21 protein-coding genes are annotated in these 24,893 nt (G+C 55.9%); 18 read left to right on the top strand and 3 right to left on the bottom strand.

Features of this window, described 5'->3' with window-relative positions:
- Window positions 1-63: 63 nt before the first annotated feature.
- The gene (locus ACVBEJ_RS06105; protein ID WP_447128725.1) at window positions 64-1,848 is read left to right on the top strand and encodes an acyl-CoA dehydrogenase; all 1,785 of its coding nucleotides are present in this window, start codon (window positions 64-66) and stop codon (window positions 1,846-1,848) included.
- A 124-nt stretch (window positions 1,849-1,972) separates the two neighbouring features.
- Here ACVBEJ_RS06105 and ACVBEJ_RS06100 read toward each other — a convergent pair whose 3' ends face one another.
- The gene (locus ACVBEJ_RS06100) at window positions 1,973-2,866 is read right to left on the bottom strand and encodes a LysR family transcriptional regulator (protein WP_447128724.1); all 894 of its coding nucleotides are present in this window, start codon (window positions 2,864-2,866) and stop codon (window positions 1,973-1,975) included.
- A gap of 151 nt (window positions 2,867-3,017) precedes the next feature.
- Here ACVBEJ_RS06100 and leuC point away from each other — a divergent pair, with 151 nt between their 5' ends.
- The 17 genes from leuC (at window position 3,018) to ACVBEJ_RS06015 (ending at window position 21,742) form a co-directional block, all read left to right on the top strand.
- Window positions 3,018-4,445, top strand: coding sequence for a 3-isopropylmalate dehydratase large subunit (gene leuC, locus ACVBEJ_RS06095; protein ID WP_447128723.1), 1,428 nt, complete (start codon window positions 3,018-3,020; stop codon window positions 4,443-4,445).
- Window positions 4,446-4,447: 2 nt separating this feature from the next.
- Window positions 4,448-5,095 carry a 3-isopropylmalate dehydratase small subunit gene (leuD, locus tag ACVBEJ_RS06090; protein ID WP_447128722.1) on the top strand — a complete coding sequence of 216 codons (648 nt, stop codon included), beginning with the start codon at window positions 4,448-4,450 and terminating at the stop codon, window positions 5,093-5,095.
- A gap of 188 nt (window positions 5,096-5,283) precedes the next feature.
- Window positions 5,284-6,366, top strand: coding sequence for a 3-isopropylmalate dehydrogenase (gene leuB, locus ACVBEJ_RS06085; protein ID WP_447128815.1), 1,083 nt, complete (start codon window positions 5,284-5,286; stop codon window positions 6,364-6,366).
- A gap of 100 nt (window positions 6,367-6,466) precedes the next feature.
- Window positions 6,467-7,570, top strand: coding sequence for an aspartate-semialdehyde dehydrogenase (gene asd / locus ACVBEJ_RS06080; protein WP_447128721.1), 1,104 nt, complete (start codon window positions 6,467-6,469; stop codon window positions 7,568-7,570).
- 3 nt (window positions 7,571-7,573) lie between these two features.
- Window positions 7,574-8,602 (top strand): aspartate-semialdehyde dehydrogenase, encoded by a 1,029-nt coding sequence (locus ACVBEJ_RS06075; RefSeq protein WP_447128720.1) that lies wholly within the window; start codon window positions 7,574-7,576, stop codon window positions 8,600-8,602.
- Window positions 8,603-8,667: 65 nt separating this feature from the next.
- Entirely contained in the window at window positions 8,668-10,659 is a 1,992-nt protein-coding gene (locus tag ACVBEJ_RS06070; protein ID WP_447128719.1) for a FimV/HubP family polar landmark protein, read from the top strand.
- 222 nt (window positions 10,660-10,881) lie between these two features.
- Window positions 10,882-11,778, top strand: coding sequence for a tRNA pseudouridine(38-40) synthase TruA (gene truA / locus ACVBEJ_RS06065; RefSeq protein ID WP_447128718.1), 897 nt, complete (start codon window positions 10,882-10,884; stop codon window positions 11,776-11,778).
- A 329-nt stretch (window positions 11,779-12,107) separates the two neighbouring features.
- Window positions 12,108-12,722 carry a phosphoribosylanthranilate isomerase gene (locus tag ACVBEJ_RS06060; RefSeq protein ID WP_447128717.1) on the top strand — a complete coding sequence of 205 codons (615 nt, stop codon included), beginning with the start codon at window positions 12,108-12,110 and terminating at the stop codon, window positions 12,720-12,722.
- A gap of 12 nt (window positions 12,723-12,734) precedes the next feature.
- Window positions 12,735-13,955, top strand: a complete 1,221-nt coding sequence (gene trpB / locus ACVBEJ_RS06055; RefSeq protein ID WP_447128716.1) for a tryptophan synthase subunit beta — start codon at window positions 12,735-12,737, stop codon at window positions 13,953-13,955.
- An 89-nt stretch (window positions 13,956-14,044) separates the two neighbouring features.
- Window positions 14,045-14,851 (top strand): tryptophan synthase subunit alpha, encoded by an 807-nt coding sequence (trpA, locus tag ACVBEJ_RS06050; protein WP_447128715.1) that lies wholly within the window; start codon window positions 14,045-14,047, stop codon window positions 14,849-14,851.
- Window positions 14,852-14,917: 66 nt separating this feature from the next.
- A complete protein-coding gene (gene accD, locus ACVBEJ_RS06045; protein ID WP_447128714.1) occupies window positions 14,918-15,838 on the top strand; it encodes an acetyl-CoA carboxylase, carboxyltransferase subunit beta in 921 nt (306 codons plus the stop codon).
- 6 nt (window positions 15,839-15,844) lie between these two features.
- Window positions 15,845-17,068, top strand: a complete 1,224-nt coding sequence (locus ACVBEJ_RS06040) for a bifunctional folylpolyglutamate synthase/dihydrofolate synthase (RefSeq protein WP_447128713.1) — start codon at window positions 15,845-15,847, stop codon at window positions 17,066-17,068.
- Window positions 17,061-17,615 carry an SPOR domain-containing protein gene (locus ACVBEJ_RS06035; protein ID WP_447128712.1) on the top strand — a complete coding sequence of 185 codons (555 nt, stop codon included), beginning with the start codon at window positions 17,061-17,063 and terminating at the stop codon, window positions 17,613-17,615. The genes ACVBEJ_RS06040 and ACVBEJ_RS06035 overlap by 8 nt, the downstream gene beginning before the upstream one ends.
- Window positions 17,616-17,659: 44 nt before the next feature.
- Window positions 17,660-18,229 (top strand): CvpA family protein, encoded by a 570-nt coding sequence (locus ACVBEJ_RS06030; RefSeq protein ID WP_447128711.1) that lies wholly within the window; start codon window positions 17,660-17,662, stop codon window positions 18,227-18,229.
- A 3-nt stretch (window positions 18,230-18,232) separates the two neighbouring features.
- Window positions 18,233-19,759, top strand: coding sequence for an amidophosphoribosyltransferase (gene purF / locus ACVBEJ_RS06025; protein WP_447128710.1), 1,527 nt, complete (start codon window positions 18,233-18,235; stop codon window positions 19,757-19,759).
- Window positions 19,760-19,804: 45 nt separating this feature from the next.
- A complete protein-coding gene (locus tag ACVBEJ_RS06020) occupies window positions 19,805-21,076 on the top strand; it encodes an O-succinylhomoserine sulfhydrylase (protein WP_447128709.1) in 1,272 nt (423 codons plus the stop codon).
- Between the two features lie 129 nt (window positions 21,077-21,205).
- Entirely contained in the window at window positions 21,206-21,742 is a 537-nt protein-coding gene (locus ACVBEJ_RS06015) for an SRPBCC family protein (protein ID WP_447128708.1), read from the top strand.
- Between the two features lie 112 nt (window positions 21,743-21,854).
- Here ACVBEJ_RS06015 and ACVBEJ_RS06010 read toward each other — a convergent pair whose 3' ends face one another.
- The gene (locus ACVBEJ_RS06010; protein WP_447128707.1) at window positions 21,855-23,192 is read right to left on the bottom strand and encodes a diguanylate cyclase; all 1,338 of its coding nucleotides are present in this window, start codon (window positions 23,190-23,192) and stop codon (window positions 21,855-21,857) included.
- Window positions 23,193-23,382: 190 nt separating this feature from the next.
- Window positions 23,383-24,657, bottom strand: a complete 1,275-nt coding sequence (locus ACVBEJ_RS06005) for a citrate synthase (RefSeq protein ID WP_447128706.1) — start codon at window positions 24,655-24,657, stop codon at window positions 23,383-23,385.
- Window positions 24,658-24,893: the final 236 nt, after the last annotated feature.

Raw genomic sequence — 24,893 nt, 5'->3', positions numbered from 1 at the left:
GGATAATTCCATACTATTGTTGGACAAATAAATTCCATTGTCGTGATTCTTTAAGGAGACACCATGTCCGACTATCAGGCACCCCTGCAAGATATTCAATTTCTGTTGCAAGAGGTTTTAGGGCTTGGCGATATCGCCAAGCTGCCGGGCTATGAACAGGCCACAGACGATATTGTAGAAGCGGTGCTCGCCGAAGGTGGGCGCTTTTTTGGCGAAGTGATTGCCCCCACCAACCGGAGTGCGGATGAGGCGGGCTCTAAAGTCGTGGACAAGCAGGTGGTTGCAGCTCCCGGCCTGAAAGAAGCCTATAACGCCATGGTGCAGGGAGGCTGGCTGGGGTTGGCAGGCAATTCTGAGTATGGCGGCCAGGGTATGCCGCACTTGCTGGGGGCAGCGCTGGACGAGATGTGCCAGAGTTCTAATATGGCGTTTAGCCTCTGTCCGCTGCTGGGCAAAGGCGTAATCGCGGCTCTGGAGAACTACGGCAGCGAGGAGCAAAAACAGTTTTACCTGCCCAGGCTGATTTCCGGCGAGTGGGCGGGCACCATGAATCTCACCGAGCCCCAGGCTGGTACTGATCTGGCGGCCATTCGCACCAAGGCGGTGCCCCAGGGCGACCACTACCTGATCAGCGGCCAGAAAATTTTTATCACCTGGGGTGACCACGACTTCACCGACAATATCATTCACCTTGTACTGGCGCGCCTCCCGGATGCACCGGAAGGTGTGAAGGGCATTTCCCTGTTTATCGTGCCCAAAAACCTGCATGACGAAAATGGCGCCACAACCGGCGCCAATGACATGTATCCAGTTTCTGTGGAACACAAGATGGGTATTCATGCCAGCCCCACCTGCGTATTGAGCTACGGCGATGAAGGTGGTGCAGTGGGCTATTTGGTGGGTGAGAAAAATCAGGGCCTCAAGTACATGTTCGCCATGATGAACCACGCCCGCATGTCGGTGGGCTTGCAGGGAGTTTCCCTGGGTGAACGCGCCTATCAGCAGGCTCGCGATTACGCCCGCGACCGCGTTCAGGGTGAAATGATTGGTGTGGATGGCCGCGTGCCCATTATCAAACACCCGGACGTGCGCCGTATGCTGATGTTGATGCGCAGCCAGATCGAAGCGGGCCGTGTGCTGGCCTACGAAGCGGCGGCTCAGGTAGACAAAGCGTTGCACAATCCGGACGAAAAACAGGCGGCCTTCCATCAGCGCCGGGTGGATTTGTTGACGCCGCTGGTGAAGGGCTGGTGTACGGAAATGGCTCAGGAGGTGACCTACCTGGGTGTACAGATTCATGGCGGTATGGGTTTTGTGGAAGAAACCGGCGCCGCTCAGCATCAGCGCGATGCCCGTATCCTGCCAATCTATGAAGGCACCAATGGCATTCAGGCGCTGGATTTGATTGGTCGCAAACTGCTTAAAGACCAGGGTAAATCCCTGCAAGAACTGGCGGCGGAATTTCAGAAGACCCTCGCTCAAGTGGAAGCAGCGGGTAAGCCGTTGCGAGAAGTCCATAAAGGTTTGGGCCAGGCCCTGTACGCCAGTGACAAGGCCATTCGCCATATCTTTACTAACGTGATGGCAGACTGGAGCTTCCCCGGCGCAGTGTCCTTTAACCTGCTGATGTTGCTGGGTACTACGGCGGCTGGGTCACTGCTGGCGCAATCGGCACTGGCGGCACAGGCGAAACTGGACGCCGGAGAAGGTGACGCTCAGTTCTACAAAAACAAACTGGTAACCGCACGCTTCTTTGCCGAGCAAGTACTGCCCCGTACTCTGGGTTATTTGCAGGCGATTATTTCCGGTCATGAAGCCACCATGGAGTTGGCGGAAGATCAGTTTTAACTCAGCTACGAGCGGCGGGCTTCGGGCTGCGAGCAGAATGGTGGAATCCCGTCATCCTGAGCGCAGCGAAGGATCTCGCAAGTTGGCTTACCCCCGAGATCCTTCGCTGCGCTCAGGATGACAATTACGCTCGGTCTGCTCGTGGCTCGCTGCCCGTAGCCCGCAGCATGGTTATCAAAGCCCTGGCCGCATTGGACAGGGTTTTTTCGTTGTGGTGGATATAGCCCAGCTGCCGTTGCAGCAGCGGTTTTTCCCGCAATGGCAGCGCCGTCAGGCTGTCGTCCACCATGGTCCAGGGCAGCAGGCTCCAACCCATACCGATGGCCACCATGCCTTTGATGGTTTCAAGGTAGTTGGTGGTCATGGCGGTATTCAGTTGTAACTTCTCGCGAGCAAACAGTTCGGTGACTATCTGACTGGTGTGGGTATTCAGCTCCGGCAGTATGGCCGGGTATTGCTGCAGCCTTTCCAGCGTAAACGGCACTTGCGCCAATGGGTGATCCGGCGCCACCGCAAAGGTCAAGTCGTCGGGCCAGATGCTGTGTGCTACCACCTTCGGGTGCTGCTGGGGTGACAGGGTGATAATGGCCAGTTCAAAATGGCCGTGCAGGATATTGTCGTAGGCACTCTCCGAATCCATAAAGGCCATATCAATAGAAACGTCCGGATATTCCCTGGTAAAACGCTTTAATACCTTTGGCAATCGCCGCAGGCCAATGTGGTGGCTGATGGCCAGGCGCAAAGTGCCGCTTACGGAACCGCTGAGATCAGTAATGGCCTGGCGGGTGGCCTGCAATTCGCTGAGAATGCTGCGGGCTCTGGGCAGCAACTCGCGGCCACTGCCGGTTAAGCTAACAGTGCGGGCGATGCGGTCAAACAGACGGCAATCCAGTTGTTGTTCCAGTAGGGCAATGCGCTTGCTGACTGCAGATTGGGTAAGGTGCAGTTGGTCGGCCGCCACGGAAAAAGATTCTGCTTCTGCCACCACAACAAAGGCCGCTAACAGTGATGTGTCCATCCCTTGTCTCCCGTCTTTCATCTCACAGATTGAATTCCTGTTAGGAATTCAATGTATTAAAAAGATGAATTTATTTTATTGCAAGAGAAGACTAAAATGCCGGGCACTTATCCTTCACAAGCCACGCTCAACCCATTCAGGAGATTAGCCAATGGCGGGAAAAACCCTTTACGACAAGTTGTGGGATGCGCACCTGGTCAAACAGCGCGACGATGGCACTGCGCTGATTTATATCGACCGTCAATTGCTGCACGAAGTGACCTCCCCCCAGGCCTTTGAAGGTTTGCGTCTGGCGAATCGCCAGCCCTGGCGGATAGACGCGAACCTGGCCACGCCGGATCACAATGTGCCCACCACCAGTGCCGAGCGCCTGGCGGGTGTGGATGGCATTGAAGACGAAACATCCCGCATTCAGGTAAAAACCCTGGATGAAAACTGCGACGAATTCGGCATTGTCGAACACGGCATCAACGATCCCGGCCAGGGCATTGTTCACGTGGTCGGCCCGGAGCAGGGCGCTACCTTGCCAGGCATGACGGTGGTGTGCGGCGATTCCCACACCTCCACCCACGGTGCTTTGGGGGCACTGGCTCACGGTATCGGCACTTCCGAGGTGGAGCACGTGCTGGCCACCCAGTGCCTGATTCAGCGCAAAATGAAAAACATGCTGGTGCGCGTGGACGGCGAACTGGGAAGCGGGGTTACCCCCAAAGACGTGGTACTGGCCATTATCGGCAAAATTGGCACCGCCGGTGGCAACGGCTGCGCCATTGAGTTTGGCGGCCAGGTGTTCCGGGATATGAGCATGGAAGGGCGTCTGACCGTGTGCAATATGGCCATTGAAGCGGGCGCCCGCGCCGGTATGGTGGCAGTGGACGGTACCACTATCGATTACGTTAAAGGCCGCGAGTACGCCCCTGAAGGGGAAGACTGGAACAAGGCGGTTGCCTATTGGAATACCCTGCACAGCGACGCGGATGCGCAGTTCGATATTGTCGTGGAGTTGAATGGTGCCGATATCAAGCCACAGGTTTCCTGGGGCACCTCGCCAGAAATGGTGCTGCCAGTGGATGCTAGCGTGCCCAATCCGGCGGACGAAAGCGACCCGGTAAAAAGCAACGGCATCAGCCGCGCCCTGGAATATATGGGCCTGCAAGCGGGGCAGGACATCAGCAGTATTCCTGTGGACCGGGTATTTATTGGCTCTTGCACCAACTCCCGCCTGGAAGACCTGCGGGAAGCCGCGGCAGTGGCCAAAGGGCGTCAGGTGGCGGATTCCGTCAAGCAGGTATTGATCGTGCCTGGCTCGCAAGCGGTAAAAGCCAAGGCAGAAGCGGAAGGGCTGGATCAGATTTTTATCGACGCTGGAATGGAGTGGCGCGAGCCCGGTTGTTCCATGTGCCTGGCCATGAACGCCGACAAACTGGGCAACGGCGAACACTGTGCCTCTACCAGTAACCGCAACTTTGAGGGTCGCCAGGGTTTTGGGGGCCGTACCCACCTGGTGAGCCCGGCGATGGCAGCGGCGGCGGCTATTGCCGGTCACTTCACCGATGTTCGCCAGATGATGGAGGCATAAAGATGGACAAGTTTACCGTTCTGCAAGGTATCGCCGCGCCCATGGATCGCGCCAATGTGGATACCGATATGATCATCCCCAAGCAGTTTCTGAAATCCATCAAGCGCACCGGTTTTGGCGTCAACCTGTTTGACGAGCTGCGCTATCTGGATGAAGGTTACCCGGGGCAGGACTGCAGTGTGCGCCCCATCAACGAGGGTTTTGCGCTCAACAAGCCTCGCTACCAGGGCGCCTCCATTCTGCTGGCGCGGGAAAATTTTGGCTGCGGTTCCAGCCGTGAACACGCTCCCTGGGCGCTGGTGGACTACGGTTTTCGCGCCATAATTGCCCCCAGCTACGCGGATATATTTTTCAATAACAGCTTTAAAAATGGCTTATTGCCCATTGTTTTAAAAGAAAATATTGTTGATGATCTGTTTAAATCCACAGAGGCCAATCAAGGCTATCAGCTGACCATTGATCTGGATGCCCAACTGATCAAACGCCCGGACGGTGATGCCATTCCCTTCGACGTAGACCCATTCCGCAAGCACTGCCTGCTCAACGGCCTGGACGATATTGGCCTGACCCTGCAAGACGCCGATGCCATTCGTGAGTTTGAAACGGGTTGGCAGGAACAGTGCCCCTGGTTGTTTGGGGCGATAAAGTAAAAAAACTTGGGTCGCACGTCAGACGTCGCACGCTGAAGGCGTACTCCTACTTTTTGTCATTCTGAGCGAAGCGAAGAATCTCGTCCTTGCAATGAAGTCTAGGATCCTTCGCTTCGCTCAGGATGGCAGAATAGCTGGATGCGACGCCAGACGTGCGACTCCAAAAAATCGACATGAGAGATAACAATATGATCAACAAGGTTCTAATCCTCCCCGGCGATGGTATCGGCCCGGAAATTATCGCTGAAGCCGAGCGTGTACTGCGTGTGGTGGACGAAAAATTCAACCTGGGCCTGACCTTTGATCACGGTCTGCTGGGTGGGGCGGCCATCGATAAATACGGTTCACCCTACCCACAGGAAACCTCCGAAAAGGCCAGGGCTGCGGACGCGGTGCTGCTGGGCGCTGTCGGTGGCCCCAAATGGGACAACATAGAGCGGGATATCCGTCCGGAGCGCGGTCTGCTGGGCATTCGTTCTGAGCTGGAGCTGTTTGGCAATCTGCGCCCGGCGATTCTCTACCCGCAACTGGCAGATGCCTCCTCGTTAAAGCCGGAAGTGGTATCCGGGCTCAATATTCTGATTGTACGCGAGCTCACCGGTGGCATTTATTTTGGCCAACCGCGCGGTATCCGCACCCTGGAAAACGGCGAGCGCGAGGGTTACAACACCTACAAGTACAGCGAGTCAGAAATCCGCCGTATTGGTGTGGTGGCTTTTGAATCCGCTCGCAAGCGCGGTGGCCGCGTTTGCTCTGTAGACAAAGCCAATGTGCTGGAAGCCACTATTTTGTGGCGCGAAGTCATGGAAGAAGTGGCCAAAGATTACCCGGATGTGGAACTGAGCCACATGTACGTGGACAACGCCGCTATGCAACTGGTACGCGCCCCCAAGCAGTTCGACGTGATGGTCACTGGCAATATGTTCGGCGATATCCTTTCCGACGCCGCCGCCATGCTCACCGGCTCCATCGGCATGCTGCCATCCGCGTCACTGGATGCCAGCGGCAAGGGTATGTACGAACCCTGCCATGGTTCGGCACCGGATATTGCCGGTCAGGGCATTGCCAACCCGCTGGCCACCATTTTGTCTGCGGCAATGATGTTGCGCTACTCCCTCAACATGAGTGAAGCGGCAGATGCCATTGAAAGTGCAGTGAATAGCGTGCTGGATAAAGGCCTGCGCACCGCCGATATTTACACCGATGGCCATGTACGGGTCTCTACCGGTGAGATGGGTGATGCGGTCGTTGAGGTTTTGGGCGAAGCGTGACTGTCGAATAGGGTTATCCCGAATGACACAGTAAATAAAGGTGGCTCAAACTTGGGCCATCACCGCAATGTAAATAATCAGGTTTAAAAAGAGAAGTGCGATGAAACGAGTAGGTCTTGTAGGTTGGCGCGGCATGGTGGGCTCCGTATTGATGGAGCGCATGCGTGCCGAGAACGATTTCGCCGATATCGAACCGGTATTTTTTACCACATCCCAGGTAGGACAGGCGGGCCCGGCAGAGGCCACCGAAACCCTGAAAGACGCTACCGATATCACCCAACTCAGCGCCATGGATATTATTGTCACCTGTCAGGGCGGTGACTACACCAAAGCGGTTTATCCGCAACTGCGTGAAGCGGGCTGGAACGGCTACTGGATCGATGCCGCCTCTGCCCTGCGTATGGACGACAGTGCCTTGATTGTGCTGGACCCGGTCAACCTGGATGTGATCAAAGACGGCATTGCCAACGGCGTGAAAAACTTTATTGGCGGCAACTGCACCGTCAGCCTGATGCTGATGGCCATGGGCGGACTGTTCAAAAACGGCGTAGTGGACTGGGTGAGCGCAATGACCTATCAGGCGGCCTCCGGCGCCGGTGCCCGCAATATGCGCGAGTTGATCAGCCAGATGGGTGTGCTGCGCGACAATGTGGCGGTGGAGCTGGACAACCCGGCCTCCGCCATTTTGGATATCGACCGCAAGGTGGCCGATACCATGCGTAGCGACAGCTTTCCCACCGACAACTTTGGTGCGCCCCTGGCGGGCAGCCTGCTGCCCTGGATCGATGTGCAACTGGAAAACGGCCAGTCCAAAGAAGAATGGAAGGCCCAGGTGGAAACCAACAAAATCCTGCGCAGCACCAAGATAATTCCTGTGGATGGTGTATGCGTGCGCATTGGCGCCATGCGCTGCCACAGCCAGGCGCTGACGGTAAAACTCAACCGCGATGTGCCCATGGACGAAGTGGAATCCATGTTGGCGCAAGCCAACGACTGGGTGCAGGTGGTACCCAATCAGCGGGAGGACAGCCTTCGTGATTTAACTCCAACAGCGGTCACCGGCCACCTGCATATTCCGGTGGGGCGCTTGCGTAAAATGCACATGGGTGGCGAATACCTGTCTGCATTTACGGTTGGTGATCAACTGTTGTGGGGCGCTGCCGAGCCCTTGCGCCGTATGCTGCGAATTCTGCTGGAGTCTTGATTGGTGGACGAACACAACAATGTCGATATTGCGGTAGTTGGTGCCACCGGCGCTGTTGGCGAGGCGATTCTGGAACTGCTGGCAGAGCGCGAATTTCCCGTGGGCGAGATTTACGCCCTGGCCAGCGAACGCTCCGCTGGCGAAACCGTATTGTTTAACAAGCGTCCGGTACTGGTGGAGAACCTGGCGGAGTTCGACTTCTCCAAAGTGCAAATCGCGCTGTTTTCCGCCGGTGGTTCGGTGTCTGCACAGTATGCGCCCATCGCGGCGGATGCCGGTTGTGTGGTGATCGACAACACCTCCGAGTTCCGCTACGACGAGGATGTGCCCCTGGTGGTGCCGGAGGTGAACCCGGATGCTCTGGCCAGTTACAGCACCCGCAATATCATCGCCAACCCCAACTGTTCCACCATTCAAATGCTGGTGGCATTAAAGCCCATTCACGACGAAGTAGGTATCGAACGCATTAACGTTTGCACCTACCAATCTGTTTCCGGCAGTGGCCGCAAAGGGGTCAACGAACTGGCCGGGCAGACTGCCAGGTTACTCAATGGGCTGCCCGCGGAAGAAGCGGTTTACCCCAGGCAAATCGCCTTTAATGTACTGCCCCATATCGACGACTTCCAGGACAATGGCTATACCCGGGAAGAAATGAAGATGGTGTGGGAAACCCAAAAAATCTTCGCCGACAGCAGCATTCGGGTAAACCCCACCTGCGTGCGGGTACCGGTGTTTTACGGTCACGCCGAAGCGGTGCATCTGGAGACCCGGGTGCCCATCAGCGAAGACGAAGTGCGCGCCCTGATGGTGGATGCCACGGGTGTGGAGCTGCTGGATGAGCGTCAACCCGGCGGTTACCCAACCCCGGTGGGTGATGCAGCGGGCAAGGATGCGGTTTATGTTGGCCGTATCCGCGAGGACATATCGCACCCCAACGGCATCAATCTGTGGATTGTGTCGGATAATGTGCGGAAAGGCGCCGCACTTAACAGTGTACAAATCGCCGAATTGCTGATAGAAACGTACCTGTAAAAATACGCCCGGATAATTGGTCGCTGCGGGCACCAATACAATAATGTAGACAGGACAATCACATTATGGCTTCTCCCAAGGTCAAAGCTCTCAGCGCTGCGTTGGCGCTTCTGGTATCTCAAGCTGCATCGGCAGTCGGATTGGGTGAGATCAAACTGAACTCCGCTCTTAACGAGCCTCTCAATGCCGAAATCGAACTGCTGAGTGTGGGGGACCTGGACGAACTGGAATTATTCGTTAACCTCGCCAGTCGCAAGGACTTTGACCGCGCCGGTGTACCCCGCGACTTTTTTCTCAACGGTTTGCAGTTTGACGTTGACCTGTCCGGCGCGCGCCCCAAAGTGGTGGTGAAATCCGACAAGCCGGTGCGCGAGCCTTTCCTGGACTTTCTGGTAGAAATGCAATGGCCCAGTGGCCGCCTGCTGCGCAACTACACGCTGCTGATCGACCTGCCGGTGTACTCCGACGAGAAAGCCAAACCCAAAGCGGTGCAAAGCAGTCGCAGCTCCCAACCAACGCCTGCCGCGCAACCCTCAACCCCCGCACCACAATCGTCAGTGAATCGCAATCTGGAAGTGGGCAGTGACTATGAAGTGACTCGCGGCGATACTCTGTGGAGCATCGCCAAGCGTTCCCGACCCCAGGGCGCCAGCATTCATCAGACCATGGTGGCCATTCACCAGCTCAATCCCGGTGCCTTTGTACGGGGCGATATCAACCTGCTGAAGCGCGGTGAAATCCTACGCTTGCCCGCCGGTTCGCAAATCAACAGCAGCCACAGCGATGCCGTGGCAGACATCAGCCAGCAAACCCAAAGCGGCGCACTGATCGACGCTACCGACAGCCCGGCACCATCGGCAGGCAGTCAGCCACAATCCGATGGCAGACTTAAGCTGTCTGCGGCCACTGACGATGCTGCCAGCGGTGACGAGGACCATTCAGTATCCGAATACGATGGCAGCGAGACCGGCGGTGTTGGAAACAGCGAGCGCCTGTCCAACGATTTGACCATTGCCCAGGAAGAACTGGCCCGCAAAGACCGGGAGCTGGAAGAAGCCCGCGATCGTATTGCATTGCTGGAGCAGCAAGTGGCCACCAATGACCGCATTGTGGAAATACAAAACAGCACCTTGGGCGAGGCGCAGCAAGCACAGGTTCAGAACCAACAGTTGCAACAACAAGCGGAACAACAAGCCGCTGCCGAGGCAAAAGTGGAACAGCAGGATACTCCGTCCACTGTAGAGCAAACGTCTTCAGAAAAAGCGCCTGCAAAGCCAGCGGCTACAGAATCCGAGCAAGGCTTCCTGGCTCAGTACAAATACTACCTGATGGCGGGAATCGGCCTGCTGCTTGTCCTGTTGGTGGCATTGGGCCTGCGTCGCAAAAAAGACGACGATCAGGGAGATGCATTTGTCTTTGACGAAGCACCTGAGCCCACATTTGATGAGCCGGAACCCGCAGCCGCCATTGCTGAGCTGAACGAAACCGGGCCGGAGGAACAGGAATCTGAGCCCGAACCGGAGGAGGAGCCCCAGGAAAAAGTCGTAGACCTTTCCGATGAGGACCAACTGTTCGATTTTGAGGAAGAAGACGAATCTCTTGAAGAAAGCGAGCCAGAGGATACGCTTCAGGGCGAGGAAGAAGATGAAGACCTGGAAGAACTGCTGACTCAGTTTGATGAAGCCGATGAAGGAGAACAGCAAGAATCCGACGACGACCAGGACTTTGAAGCCGAGCTTGACCTGGATGACGCGCTGCTGGCAGAAGACACCTCTGACGATGAACCTGAAGAAACCTCTGAGCCAGAGGAGGACGCAGACGAACAAGATCAAGCCCCTGCCGACGAGCAAGATGCACAGCCCGAACCAGAAGACAGCGATGACGACTTCGACCTGGATATGGAAGGGGACGAGATTGGCACCAAGCTGGATCTGGCCAAAGCCTATAGTGATGTAGGGGACGCCGACGGCGCCCGGGAAATGCTGGAAGAAGTGATCGAAGAAGGCAACGACGAGCAAAAAGCCGAAGCCAAAAAACTGCTCGACGACCTGGAATAGCTCGTCCTTTTAAGGAATCACTGGCCCTAACCCCGTCATCGCGAGCGAAGCGTGGCGATCTCGACCAATGTGACAGAGGGTTTTGTGAGTTAGGTGGTAACTGGATGGAGATTGCTTCGCTTTGCTCGCAATGACGAGGGTAATAGTAGCCCGTCATTGCGAGCCAACCCGCAGGCGACGCGGTAATCTCCATTCAGGTACTCTGAGTTATGAGAATACTCCATGCCAGACACCCTTGAAGGCTATCAACGCAACCGCCTGTTGAGCCCCGAAGACAAAATGCCACCAGGCATGCGCCGCATAGCTGCCGTCGTTGAATACGACGGCAGTGCTTTTTGTGGCTGGCAACGGCAGAGCCACAGCCCCAGCGTGCAGGCAGAAGTAGAGCGCGCCCTGTCGAAAGTAGCGGCGGAAACCATCACCATTGCCTGCGCCGGCCGCACCGACACCGGCGTACACGGCACCAATCAAGTGATTCATTTCGATACCCTGGCTGAGCGGGAACCGCGCAACTGGATTCTCGGCGCCAACGCCAATTTGCCGGACAGCATCCGGTTGCACTGGGCTGCGCCGGTTGCTGCGCACTTTCACGCCCGTTTTAGCGCCACTGCTCGTACCTACCGCTATGTAATCAGCAACCAGGCCTACCGGCCAGCGCTGAATCATGGTGGCCTGACCTGGCAGCGCCTGCCGCTGGACGAAACACTCATGCAGCAGGGCGCCAACTACCTGTTGGGTGAACGCGACTTCAGTTCTTTTCGCGGCGCGGGCTGCCAATCAAAAACCCCCAACCGCAACATGCACTATGTGGATGTATGGCGTCAGGGCGACCTGGTAATTATCGAACTGCGCGCCAACGCCTTTGTATTGCACATGTGCCGCAATATTGCCGGGGCTTTGATGGCAGTAGGGGTTGGCGAAAAGTCACCGCAATGGATCGACGAATTAATGGCCCTGCGCGACCGCAACCAGGCGGGCATTACCGCACCGCCGGAAGGTTTGTATCTGGTGAATGTAAGCTATCCGGCAGAGTTCAATTTCCCTCAATGGCCTGCCGGCCCTTATTGCGTCCACCAGCCATTGCGACAACCGCCTTGTGGACAGCGGTTGTTTCCTTGAGGTTTGTTGGGGGGGGATTCGAGCGAGAAAGTGCGGTAAGTTTACATCATTGACCGCTTCTTTGTAGCGATAGATCGCGGCAAGCGCTACTCATAACCCTGTTGTGCTCTTGTTAATAGAATACGATATGTATTCAATAAGTATCGCTTTTTAATGTCGTCGTTCACGTTTTGCCATTCAGTGCCACGAAAATCCTTAAATTCCCAGCCACCTCCCAGGCGCGCCCAATACCCCCCCAACTTTCGTCATACCACGGCAATATTTTGCATAGCTGCCAACAGGTGATTTTGCTAGAATCCGCGCTTTGCAATCACCTGTTAACCCTTGCCGTGGCAACTCGTGTAAAAATTTGTGGTATCACCTCTGTAGACGATGCGCGTCAGGCTCTGGATGTGGGTGCCGACGCCATTGGCGTGGTGTTTTACGAGCCCAGCCCACGGGCGGTTTCGGTGCAGCAGGTCCGGCAAATCGCCTCTGCGGTCGGCCCGTTTGTGACCTTGGTGGGTTTGTTTGTGAACGCCAGTGCCGACACTATCAACAACGTGCTGAAATCCGTGCCCCTGCAACTGCTGCAATTCCATGGCGACGAACCGCCCGAGTTCTGCGAGCAGTTTGGGATGCCCTGGTGCAAAGCCATTCGCATGGCGCCGGATCTGGATGTGGTAGCCGAGGCGGAAAAGTTTGCCAATGCCCAGGCGCTGCTGTTCGATGCCTGGCAGAAAGACAAATACGGCGGCACCGGCAAGGTATTTGAGTGGCAGCGAGTACCGCAACTGGGCAAGCCCGTGATACTGGCCGGTGGCCTGAACCCGGACAATGTAGTGGAGGCGGTGAAAACCGTCCGCCCTTACGCAGTGGATGTCAGTGGCGGGGTAGAGGCGGCAAAAGGCGTCAAAAGCCCCGAAAAAATGCAACAGTTTATTGAACGCGCCAAGAGCGCGTAGCCGGAGATCACAGTGAGCAGTAATTCTTCAACTATTGATTTCAACCAGTACCCGGACAACAGTGGCCACTTTGGGCCTTACGGCGGTCGCTTTGTGTCGGAAACCCTGATGCACGCTCTCAGTGAGCTGGAAGCCAGCTATGCCCGCCTGAAGGCGGACCCGGAGCTGCAAGCGGAATTCGACCGTGATCTGGCTCACTATGTAGGCCGGCCATCGCCTTTGTATCACGCTGAACGCTGGTCCCGGGAAACCGGCGGCGCACAGATTTACCTGAAGCGGGAAGACCTGAACCACACCGGCGCCCACAAGATCAACAACACCATCGGTCAGGCGCTTTTGGCCAAATACAGTGGCAAAACCCGCATTATTGCCGAGACCGGAGCCGGGCAACACGGCGTTGCCAGCGCCACTGTTTGCGCGCGCCTGGGGCTGGAATGCCACGTCTATATGGGCGAAGAAGATGTGCGCCGTCAGGCACTCAACGTCTATCGCATGAAGCTGCTGGGGGCCACGGTGCACCCGGTGAGTTCCGGCTCCCGCACCCTGAAAGACGCCATGAACGAAGCCATGCGCGACTGGGTAACCAACGTCGATAATACCTTCTACATCATCGGCACCTGTGCCGGGCCCCACCCGTACCCGGAGTTGGTGCGCAACTTCCAGTCGGTGATTGGCCGCGAAGCCCGCGCCCAGTGTCTTGAGATGACCGGTAAATTGCCGGACGCACTGGTGGCCTGTGTGGGTGGTGGCTCTAACGCCATCGGTTTGTTTCACCCGATGCTGGCCGACGAGTCCGTGGCCATGTACGGCGTGGAAGCGGGCGGCCACGGTGTGGAAACCGGCGAACACGCTGCGCCGTTGACGGTGGGTGTGCCCGGTGTATTGCACGGTAACCGCACCTACTTGATGGAAGACGAAAACGGCCAGATTATCGAAACCCACTCGGTATCCGCTGGCCTGGATTATCCCGGCGTTGGTCCGGAACACGCCTGGCTCAAAGATCAGGGGCGGGTGGATTACGTCACCATCGACGACGACGAGGCTTTGGTGGCCTTCCGTAAACTCACCCAGATAGAGGGCATTATGCCGGCGCTGGAATCCAGCCATGCTCTGGCCTATGCGGAAAAGCTGGCGGCGACCATGAGCCCGGAGCAAGTTGTTCTGGTGAATCTGTCTGGTCGTGGTGATAAAGACATTCTTACCGTTGCCGAAATTGACGGTATAACTGTTTGACGTTCGATGTTGGACGTTTGACGAAAGCCAGATCGAGGTATTCGTCGAACGCCCAACATCAAACGTCCAACTGAAAGCAGGATAATCAAGTGAACAGAATCAGTAAAACCCTTCAACAGCTGGAAGCTGACGGTCGCAAAGCCTTGGTGACTTACATTGTCGCCGGAGATCCCGCACCAGAAACCACTGTGCCAACCATGCACGCCATGGTAGCGGCGGGGGCCAATATTCTGGAGATCGGCGTGCCGTTTTCTGACCCTATGGCGGAAGGGCCGGTTATACAGCTGGGTCACGAACGGGCCTTGAAGCACGGCACCAGCTTGCGGGATATTTTGGCGATGGTGGCGGAGTTTCGCCAGCAGGACGCCGATACCCCGATAATTCTGATGGGTTACGCCAACCCCATTGAGAAAATGGGTTATGAGCAGTTTGCCACTGCTGCCAGCGAGTCGGGAGTTGACGGCGTACTGACGGTGGATCTGCCGCCGGAAGAATCTGCGGGTTTTACCGATGTGTTGCGCACCAGGCAGCTGGAAAATATTTTCCTGATTGCCCCAACCACCACCAGGGAGCGCCAGCAGGCTATTGTCAGCCAGGCCGGTGGCTTTATTTACTACGTTTCCCTGAAAGGCGTTACCGGTGCCGGCCACCTGGATATTGCCTCGGTGGAGCACAAGCTGGCGGAGATCCGTTCCCTGACACAACTGCCGGTTTGCGTTGGTTTTGGTATTAAAGATGGCGCTACCGCAAAAGCGGCAGCAGCACCGGCCAGTGGCGCCGTGGTGGGCAGTGCCATTGTGTCAGCCATGGGGAATGCGGCGGGTGAGAAAAATGACTCAATTCCCTCTATTATCAGTGATATAGTGAGCGAAATTCGCACATCACTTGATTCTTGAGTAGTTGTCATCGCCGCGCTTCGCTCGCAATGACGGAAAAGCTTAAAATATACACAGGTTTACAGAATGAGCTGGCTTGAAAAGATCAGACCCCAGGGCCTTACCACCCAGAAGAAAGACCGCACCCAAAGCGTACCGGAAGGGCTGTGGAAAAAATGCCCCAAATGCAGCGCGCCGCTCTATCGTCCAGAGCTGGAACGCAATTTGGATGTGTGCCCCAAATGCTCTCACCATATGCGAGTCGGCGCCCGTCGACGCCTGGATATTTTTCTGGACAAAGACGGCCGTGAGGAAATCTGTACCGATGTGGAGCCCATTGACCGGCTGAAGTTCAAAGACATCAAAAAGTACAAGGACCGCCTTACAGACGCCCAGAAAAAAACCGGAGAGAAAGACGCGGTGGTGGCCATGCGCGGCACGCTCAAAGGTTTGCCCATCGTGGTGGTGGCCTTTGAATTTGCCTTCCATGGCGGCTCCATGGGCTACGTGGTGGGCGAGAAATTCACCCGCGCTGCCAAGCTCGCACTGCAGGAAAATATCCCCCTGATCTGCTTCCCGGCTACCGGTGGTGCACGCATGCAGGAAGCGCTTATCTCGCTGATGCAAATGGCCAAAACCAGCGCCATTGTGGAAAAACTCAAGCAGCAGGGCACGCCGTATTTCTCCATTATGACCGACCCGGTGTACGGTGGTGTATCCGCCAGTCTTGCGCTGTTAGGTGATATCAATGCCGCCGAGCCCGGCGCACGTGCGGGCTTTGCCGGCCCCAATATCATCGAACAGACCATTCGCCAGAAATTACCCGCCGGCTTCCAGCGCGCCGAGTTTTTGCTGGAACACGGTGCCATCGACATGATTATTCCGCGCCCGGAAATGCGCGATACGGTGGCTCGCCTGCTGGCCAAATTTACCGGCCGGCCAGAATTTGCGGCACCTGTTCAGGACGACGAGCCTGAACCTGAACCCGAAGTTCAGGAAACCCCGTAGCAGCCATTGAACAATCCGGATTCCCTTCAAGGCTGGCTGGCATTGCTGGAAAGCCGCCACCCCAGTGAAATTGACCTGGGCTTGGATCGCATCGCCGAGGTGTATCAACGCCTCGGCGACGCTGTTTTTGCCCACAGGGTTTTGGCTGGCAAGGTGGTTTCCGTGGCCGGTACCAACGGCAAAGGCTCCTGTGTAGAAACCCTGGCCACGCTGTTACAGCACAGTGGCTTGAAAGTCGCTACCTACACCTCCCCCCATCTGTTGCGCTTTAACGAACGCATTGCCATTAACGGCGAGCCGGTGAGCGATGCCCAATTACTTGATGCCTTTGCAACGGTGGAGCAGGCGCGAGCGGATGTATCACTGACCTATTTTGAATTTACCACCCTGGCGGCTTTTGTGGTGATGGCACAGTGCGAACTGGATGTGGCCATTCTGGAAGTGGGGCTGGGGGGGCGCCTGGATGCGGTGAATATTATTGATGCGGATATTTCCGTGGTTACCAGTATCGACCTGGACCACCGGGAATACCTGGGAGATAGCCGCGAATCCGTCGCCGCTGAAAAACTCGGTATTGCCCGGCGGGGCAGGCCGCTGTTGTGCGGCGAGACAAATCTGCCCGCTAACTTTATTGCCGAAGCGCAGCGATACGGCTGTCAGGACCTTTATCTGGGCAAAGACTTTACCCTGCCCCCGGAGCTGGTTCCCGGGCACCTGCCATACCCCAGTGCCGCCTGTGCGGTAAAGGCGGCGCAGTTGCTGGGTGTGGAGTTGACGACCAATCAACTGGCAGAGCAATTGCCACAGAGCAACCCGCCGGGCCGCTTTCAGCGCATTGCTTTGGGGGATCGCCAGTTAATACTGGACGTGGCTCACAATCCCGCAGCGGCTCAATTGCTGGCGCAGCGCTTGCCCAAAGACGGTAGTTGTCAGGCGGTATTGGCAATGATGGCGGATAAGGATTTGCCCGCAGTGATTGCCCCATTTGACGGCTTGATGGAGCAGTGGTTTCTGCCAACCCTGGCGGATAACCCTCGCGCCGCGCAGCCCTCCGATTTGTGCCAACTGTTGTACAATAGCGGCCATTCGGCCACCGCGGTCGACAGTGTTGGCGGTGCCATTGAACAGGCTCTGGAAAAGGCCGGAGTCGGTGGTACGGTGGTGGTGTTTGGGTCTTTCTTTACCGTGGCAGCTGCACTGCAGTGGCTCAGGGGAGCGAACAGTGAATGACGGTCTGAAACAACGGGTGGTGGGCGCTTTTGTATTGGCGGCGTTGGCGATTATCTTCCTGCCCATGCTGTTTGATTTCAGCGGCGAGCGTTACATCGACCGCAACTCGCAAATCCCGCCACAGCCGGATATTTCCACCCGGTCTTTTGATGAGCCTGTTCGCCCGGCAAATATTCAATACCCCAAACCCGCAGAGCGTATCTTCCAGCCGGATGACAGCGAGCCAGCAACAGAGCAGCCATCGCCTGGAGCTGAAGAGCCAAAAGTTGTGGAGGAAGTGCCGCCTACGCCGGGATTGAACGACCAGGGCATACTTGCCGCCTGGGTGATTCAGGTGGGTGCCTTCAGTGAGCAGGGCAGGGCGCAAACCCTGGAACAATCACTGCTGGCGGATGGTTACAAGGCCTATCAGCGTGAGAACCCCGCTCGCGGTTTGTTCTTTGTGTACGTCGGCCCGGATGCGGACAAGAAAACCCTGCTCACACAGCAGGGGAAAATCGACAGCAAGTACAAAGTTACATCAAAAATCCTTTCTTTTGAGCCATAGGGCAATGTTAGAATCGCGCCACCTGTAGCGAGTGGGAACAAGCAATGAATTGGGCTGACTGGGCGATTATCGCTATTGTCGCGCTCTCCGCACTGATTAGCCTGGTGCGGGGCTTTGTTCGCGAAGCGCTTTCCCTGGCCGTCTGGGTAGCTGCAGTTGTGGTTGCCGCCAATTTTTACCAGTCACTCGCCAGCCAGTTTACCAATCTGATCGAAACTCCGTCCCTGCAACTGATCGTTGCCTGGGTGGTGCTGTTGCTGGCGACTTTGTTGGTGGGCATGTTGGTGACCTACCTGATTGGTCAGCTGGTAAAAGCCACCGGCTTGAGCGGCACCGACCGGCTGATCGGCTCTCTGTTCGGCATTGCCCGTGGTCTGGTGTTGGTGTTGATTATTCTGGTGCTGGTACCCAAAGCCCTGCCAGTGGATGAAGACCCCTGGTGGCAGCAGTCGCGGTTGATTCCTCAATTTCTCAAGTTTGAACAGTGGGCCGGTGATATGGGTGGCGCTCTGTATGAATCGGGGAAAGACCTGCTCAACAGAGAGCAGGAAGCCCCAAATACTTTTTTACAAACCGGTTTGCAGCAGCCAGACCGCGAATCTCAGGTACCTTGATATATGTGTGGCATAGTCGGCATTTTTGGTAATGGTAACGTCAATGTGGAACTGTACGACGCCCTTACCATGTTGCAGCACCGGGGGCAGGATGCGGCGGGAATCACCACCTGTGAAAACGGCCTGTTCCATCAGCGCAAAGACAACGGCCTGGTGAAAGATGTTTTCCACACCCGCCATATGAAACATCTGGTGGGTAATGTGGGTATCGGCCATGTGCGTTACCCCACAGCGGGCAGCTCCAGCCCGGCACTGGCGCAGCCGTTCTACGTGAATTCCCCCTACGGCATTTGCATGGCTCACAATGGCAACCTGACCAATGCTGAGCAATTGCACGAACATATTTTCAAATCCGACATGCGCCATGTAAACACCGATTCGGATTCCGAGCTGCTGCTCAATGTGTTTGCCAATGAATTGCAATCCCAGGGCAAATTGAAACCCGCTGCCGATGATATTTTTGCCGCCATTGAGCGCCTTCACGGTCGCTGCACCGGGGCCTATGCGGTGGTGGGGTTGATTGCCAATTACGGCCTGTTTGCCTTCCGCGACCCGTTGGGTATTCGCCCCCTGGTGTATGGTGTGCGCGAATGCAAAGGTGGCCGCGAATACATGATTGCCTCAGAGAGCGTTGCCCTGGACACCATGGGTTACGAGCTGGTGCGCAGTGTCTACCCCGGCGAAGCGCTGTTTGTGGATATGGACGGCACCCTTCACAGCCGTCAGTGTGCAGACAACCCCAAGCTGGTGCCCTGTATTTTCGAGCACGTTTACTTTGCTCGTCCGGATTCCATGATCGACGATGTATCGGTATACAAATGCCGTCTGCGCCAGGGAGAAAAACTGGCGGAAAAAATCCTGCGGGAAATGCCCGACCACGACATCGACGTAGTGATACCCATTCCCGATACCAGTCGGGTGGCCGCCCAGAGTATTGCCGAGCGCCTTGGCCTGAAGCTGCGCGAAGGTTTTATGAAAAACCGCTATATCGGCCGCACCTTTATCATGCCGGGGCAAAAGCAGCGCAAAAAATCCGTGCGCCAGAAACTCAACCCCAACAAGCTGGAATTTCAGGGCAAGAATGTATTGCTGGTAGACGATTCCATCGTGCGCGGTACCACCAGTGGTGAGATTATCCAGATGGCCAGAGACGCCGGTGCCAATAAGGTGTATATGGCCTCCGCCGCCCCGGAAGTGCAATTCCCTAATGTGTATGGCATCGACATGCCCTCGGCGGAGGAGCTGATCGCCCACGGTCGCACTGTTGAGGAAATTGCCGAATGCATCGGCGCCGACAAGCTGATTTATCAAGACCTGGCGGACCTGATTGACTCCGCCAAAGAAGGCAACAGCGACATCAATTATTTTGACTGCTCGGTGTTTAATGGCGAGTACGTGACCGGCGATGTGGATCAGGCGTACCTGGATGCCCTGAATGCCGCCCGCAACGACAACGCCAAGGGTGGCAAAGACGGTGGGTCGGAATCCTCAGATTTGATTGGCATTCACAACGCTTCGGCGGCACGGTAGCTTACAACTCCCGTCATTGCGAGGCCGTAGGCCGTGGCAATCTTTATGTTTCGGAGTGCCTTGTTGGAGATCGCCGCGTCGCCTGCGGCTCCTCGCGATGACGATGTAAATATTTTTCGGGTACAAAACGTGAACAAGAACGACAACAACAAACTAAGCCTCGACACCATCGCCATTCGCGGTGGCACTTCCCGCAGCCACGAACAGGAACATTCTGAAGCGCTGTTCCTCACCTCAAGCTATGTATTCGACAACGCCGAGCAAGCGGCACTGACCTTTGCCAATGAGCGCGACGGCAACGTGTACAGCCGCTACACCAACCCCACTGTCAGGACTTTTGAAGAGCGCATTGCCGCTATGGAAGGAGCGGAGGCAGGTATTGGTACCGCTTCGGGAATGGCGGCGATTCTCTGTACCTGCATGGCGTTATTTAACGCTGGCGACCACATCATCTGTTCCAAAGATGTGTTCGGTGCCACCATCGCCCTGTTCAGCAAACACCTGAGTCGTTTTGGCCTGGAAGTATCCTATGTGGCGCTGGACGATCTGGATGGCTGGCGAGCAGCCATACAACCCAACACCAAGGGTCTGTTTATCGAAAGCCCTTCCAACCCCCGTGCGGTGGTTGGTGATATTCGCGAATTGGCGAATCTGGCTCACGAACACAAAGCATTGCTGCTGGTAGACAACTGTTTCTGCACGCCCGCGCTGCAAAAGCCCATCGAGCTGGGAGCGGATATTGTTATTCACTCCGCCACCAAATACATCGATGGCCAGGGGCGCGCTCTGGGTGGTGCGGTGGTAGGCAGCAAGGAGCATATCAACGCAGTGCGCATGTTTATTCGCGCCGCCGGCCCTTATATGAGCCCATTTAATGCCTGGATATTCCTCAAAGGTTTGGAAACCCTGCGTCTGCGGGTAGAGGCGCACTCCGCCAACGCCATGGCGCTGGCTCTGTGGTTGAACGAACACCCGAAAGTGGCCAAAGTGTACTACGCTGGCCTGCCGGATCATCCCGGCCACGAACTGGCCAAAGCGCAACAAAAGGCTTTTGGCGGCGTGGTGGCCTTTGAGATTCACGGTGGTCGCGAGCAAGCCTGGAAAGTGATCGACAGCACCCAGCTACTGTCGCTTACTGCCAATCTGGGGGATGCCAAAACCACCATTGTTCATCCTGCCACTACTACCCACGGCAGCCTTACGGATGAACAGCGGGAACAGGCGGGTATTCGCGACAGCTTGATTCGCGTGGCGGTGGGGCTTGAAGATATTGAAGATATAAAAGCAGACCTGGAGTTGGGCTTTAGCGCTATTTAAACCACCCGATCATTGCCGTAGGGCGGATTAGCGCAGCGTAATCCGCCATCCCATGAGCCATTGGTGGATTACGCTTCGCTAATCCACCCTACCTGTGGTTTCCATTATTTATCACAAGGAGAAAGAACCATGAAGATACTCAAAGGTTTGTTATTACTTGTGCTGTTACTGGTGGTTGTGGGTTTTATATTGCCGGGCAGTACCCACGTAGAACGTTCAACAATAATCAATGCGCCCAAATCTGAAGTTTTTGCCTACCTCAACGATTATCAAAAATTCAACTTGTGGTCCCCGTGGGTGGCAAAAGATCCCGATACCCGATATGAATTCAGCGGCCCGGCCAGTGGCGTTGGCGCCAAAATGTCCTGGCAAAGCGACAGTGATCAAGTTGGCTCGGGCTCTCAGGAAATCACCGTTTCTCGTCCCAGTGAATATCTGGAAACCTTTTTGGATTTTGGCTCGCAAGGCACCGCAGTCGCTTATTTCAAACTAAGTGACGATGGTGATGCCACCCAAATAATCTGGGCGTTCGACGCCGACCATGGCTGGAATATTTTGGCCCGCTATTTTGGTTTGATGATGGATGGTCTTGTAGGGCCCGACTATCAAGCGGGTTTGGAGAATTTAAAGCGGGTTGTTGAACGCTCAGAATTGACTCAGGACTAGCCCGCATGGAACGGAGGATAAGAACTGTCATCTTGAGCGCAGCGAAAGATCCTGGTTTCTTCAACAAAATCCTTCGCTTTGCTCAGGATGGCAGCGTAACCTGCAAGGCAGGTTACGCCGCCACCTTCAACCGATTTCGCCCACTTCTCTTGGCCCCATAAAGTGCATTATCCGCCGCTTTCATTACCCGCTCAAAAGCGCCATCGGCCACTGAGCTGTCTGCCAGCCCCATGCTCACTGTTACCCGAATATTGCTTTTGCGGCGGGTGGCGCCGCGTTTTTTGATGCCGTTTTTTTGTCGCCGGGGGCGGTTGTGTTTGTCGCGCATGACCATGTCGTATTCGGCGATGGTCTGGCGCAGTTTTTCCAGTTCGTCTTCGGTTTGCTCGGCGTTTTTGCCATTGAACAGCAGGCAAAATTCTTCACCGCCATAGCGGAATACTTTGCCGCCACTGCCTACCTGACGCAGTTTGCCAGCCACCACTTTGAGTACCTGGTCCCCCAGATCGTGACCGTGTTTGTCGTTGATTTTTTTAAAGTGATCGATGTCCACCATGGCCAGACTGTAGTTGCTGCGCAGTTCTTTGGCGGCTTTGTGCAGGGCGCGGCGGTTGGCGATTTGGGTGAGTTCATCCCGGTAGCCGATGTGCAGGAAACTCAACACCTGGTTGATCAATAACACCAGGCCAGCGGTGGCAAACAGCAGAGCAGAGATGTTGGCCAGTTGCAGCCAGCCCAGGGTAATGCCGGTCAGCAGGGCGCAACCCAGCAGGCTGCTGTCAGCGTAGTTGTTGCGCCACAGCAATCGGAAAGTTGCCAGCAATGATACGGCGATAAACAGGAATGCGCTCAGTGTGGGGAGTTTTAAACCGTGAAAACTGGTAGCCAGCAAAGCGCTGGCCTGGTCGCTGAACCACAGTGGGTTGATGGCAAACAGGCCGCTCATCAGCAGCGTGGTCAGCGGTGCTGCCAGCACCGCGATAAGGCCACTGGGATGGCGCCAGCTGGTGTCTGGCAACAGCAGCAGAGCGCCGATGGTGATGGGCAGCCACAGAGCCAGCAGGGAGAATATTTGCCCCGCGGGTTGGCTGGATAGCGCCGCTTGTAGATAACTGCGAATTAACCAGTAACAGAGCATGGCCAGCAGCGCGGTGGCCAGTTCCCGCCCCTGGTGGGCAATCAGGGCGATCAGTGCCGCCAGACCGCAAATTACGTAGGGCAGTGCAGCGAGTTGCTCGCCGGGGATATTGGCCGCATGGGGCAGGGCAATCAGTGCCGCCATGAGGCAGAGCAGGGGAGTAACAAAGCGGGCGAGTATCGGCACCATACGGCTGGGAGTGGTTGTTGTGCTTATGGGGGTAAGTGTATGGGTTTGCGGGTTATCGGTAAAGACGTTGGCCGCACGACGCCTTACGTTCCAAAGAAAGCTGACGTCGCACGCTAAAACCACTGCAATACTGTCATCCTGAGCGTAGCGAAGGATCTCGCAGTTCAAGCGAAGTACGAGATCCTTCGCTACGCTCAGGATGACAGCAATGGGGGAATTGGTTTTAGCGTGCGACGTGCGACGTCAGACGTGCGACCACTACAAAAAAACCGCCCAAACTGGACGGTTTCTTTATGACTAACTGACGAAGCTATTATCCCGGATAGTCCCTCTGCGCATGGCCGGTATACAGTTGCCGCGGACGGCCAATTTTGTAGGCGTTGCTGAGCATTTCGTTCCAGTGGGCGATCCACCCCACGGTGCGGCCAGTGGCGAAGATAACGGTAAACATTTCCACCGGAATGCCCATGGCTTTGAGGATAATGCCGGAGTAGAAGTCCACGTTGGGGTAGAGTTTTTTCTCCACAAAGTATTCGTCTTCCAGGGCAATTTGTTCCAGGCGCTTGGCAATTTTCAGCAGGGGGTCTTCCACGCCCAGGGCTTCCAGTACCTCGTCGCAGGTCTGCTTCATAATGGTGGCGCGGGGGTCGAAGTTCTTGTACACCCGGTGACCAAAACCCATCAGGCGGAAGGGGTCGTTCTTGTCTTTGGCGCGGGCGACAAATTCGTCAATACGGCTCTCGTCGCCAATTTCTTCCAGCATGTTCAGTACGGCTTCGTTGGCGCCGCCGTGAGCGGGGCCCCACAGTGCGGCAATACCGGAGGCGATACAGGCAAACGGATTGGCGCCGGAAGAACCAGCCAAACGCACGGTTGAGGTGGAGGCGTTTTGCTCGTGGTCCGCGTGCAGGATAAAAATGCGGTCCATGGCACGGGCCAGAATGGGGTTGATTTCCTTGTGTTCACAGGGGGTGTTGAACATCATATGGAGGAAGTTTTCGGAGTAACTCAGGGAGTTATCCGGGTAGATGTAGGGCTGGCCGATGAAGTGCTTGTAGCACATGGCTGCCAGGGTGGGCATTTTGGCGATCAGGCGGTGGGCGGAAATCATCCGGTGTTCCGGGTTGGCGATGTCCAGTGAGTCGTGATAGAAGCTGGACATGGCGCCCACAGAGCCGCACATGATGGCCATGGGGTGGGCGTCGTAGCGGAAGCCGTTGAGGAACACTTCAATAGAGCGGCTCACCATGGTGTGATAGGTGATGGTGTTGTAAAAGTCTTTCTTTTCCTCGGCGTTGGGTAGTTCGCCGTTCAGCAGCAGGAAGCAGGTTTCCAGAAATTCGGATTTTTCCGCCAACTGCCCAATCGGGTAACCCCGGTGCAATAGAACCCCGTTGGCGCCATCGATATAGGTGATTTTTGATTCGCAGGAGGCAGTGGCGGTAAAGCCCGGGTCAAAGGTAAAAAGGTTGTTGGATGCTAATGGAGCGATGTTGACGACGTCCTGGCCGACGGTACCACTGTATACAGGTAACTCAATGGGGGTGTCGCTACCTTCAAGTGTAAGAAATGCTTTTTTGTCAGACATACAAACTCCAATTGGGCACCTGTACCACTATCGGGATAGGTGTGTAAGAAAATAACAGGCCAGAAACAGGGGAAACCCTTAAAAACTGGATAAATAACCGTGGAGAAAGCTATCGTTTGGCGGGTTTTATGTCAACTCATATTGCTGTTTTGTAACTGATTTACACGATTGTGACGGTGTTTTCCACGGGTGGCGAAACAAAAGCCTGCAGCCCGGGGAAATACAGTGGTTATGTA

It is taken from the genome of Porticoccus sp. GXU_MW_L64, assembly GCF_052983295.1.
This window is presented reverse-complemented; position numbering and strand designations above follow the sequence as displayed.

Bases quoted from the DNA above. Each gene is read 5' to 3' on its own strand.
- ACVBEJ_RS06100 (WP_447128724.1), bottom strand. From the start codon at position 2,866: ATGGACACATCACTGTTAGCGGCCTTTGTTGTGGTGGCAGAAGCAGAA.
- leuC (WP_447128723.1), top strand. From the start codon at position 3,018: ATGGCGGGAAAAACCCTTTACGACAAGTTGTGGGATGCGCACCTGGTC.
- ACVBEJ_RS06005 (WP_447128706.1), bottom strand. From the start codon at position 24,657: ATGTCTGACAAAAAAGCATTTCTTACACTTGAAGGTAGCGACACCCCC.
- leuD (WP_447128722.1), top strand. From the start codon at position 4,448: ATGGACAAGTTTACCGTTCTGCAAGGTATCGCCGCGCCCATGGATCGC.
- truA (WP_447128718.1), top strand. From the start codon at position 10,882: ATGCCAGACACCCTTGAAGGCTATCAACGCAACCGCCTGTTGAGCCCC.
- purF (WP_447128710.1), top strand. From the start codon at position 18,233: ATGTGTGGCATAGTCGGCATTTTTGGTAATGGTAACGTCAATGTGGAA.
- ACVBEJ_RS06105 (WP_447128725.1), top strand. From the start codon at position 64: ATGTCCGACTATCAGGCACCCCTGCAAGATATTCAATTTCTGTTGCAA.
- ACVBEJ_RS06020 (WP_447128709.1), top strand. From the start codon at position 19,805: ATGTTTCGGAGTGCCTTGTTGGAGATCGCCGCGTCGCCTGCGGCTCCT.
- leuB (WP_447128815.1), top strand. From the start codon at position 5,284: ATGATCAACAAGGTTCTAATCCTCCCCGGCGATGGTATCGGCCCGGAA.
- ACVBEJ_RS06030 (WP_447128711.1), top strand. From the start codon at position 17,660: ATGAATTGGGCTGACTGGGCGATTATCGCTATTGTCGCGCTCTCCGCA.
- accD (WP_447128714.1), top strand. From the start codon at position 14,918: ATGAGCTGGCTTGAAAAGATCAGACCCCAGGGCCTTACCACCCAGAAG.
- ACVBEJ_RS06070 (WP_447128719.1), top strand. From the start codon at position 8,668: ATGGCTTCTCCCAAGGTCAAAGCTCTCAGCGCTGCGTTGGCGCTTCTG.
- asd (WP_447128721.1), top strand. From the start codon at position 6,467: ATGAAACGAGTAGGTCTTGTAGGTTGGCGCGGCATGGTGGGCTCCGTA.
- ACVBEJ_RS06015 (WP_447128708.1), top strand. From the start codon at position 21,206: ATGAAGATACTCAAAGGTTTGTTATTACTTGTGCTGTTACTGGTGGTT.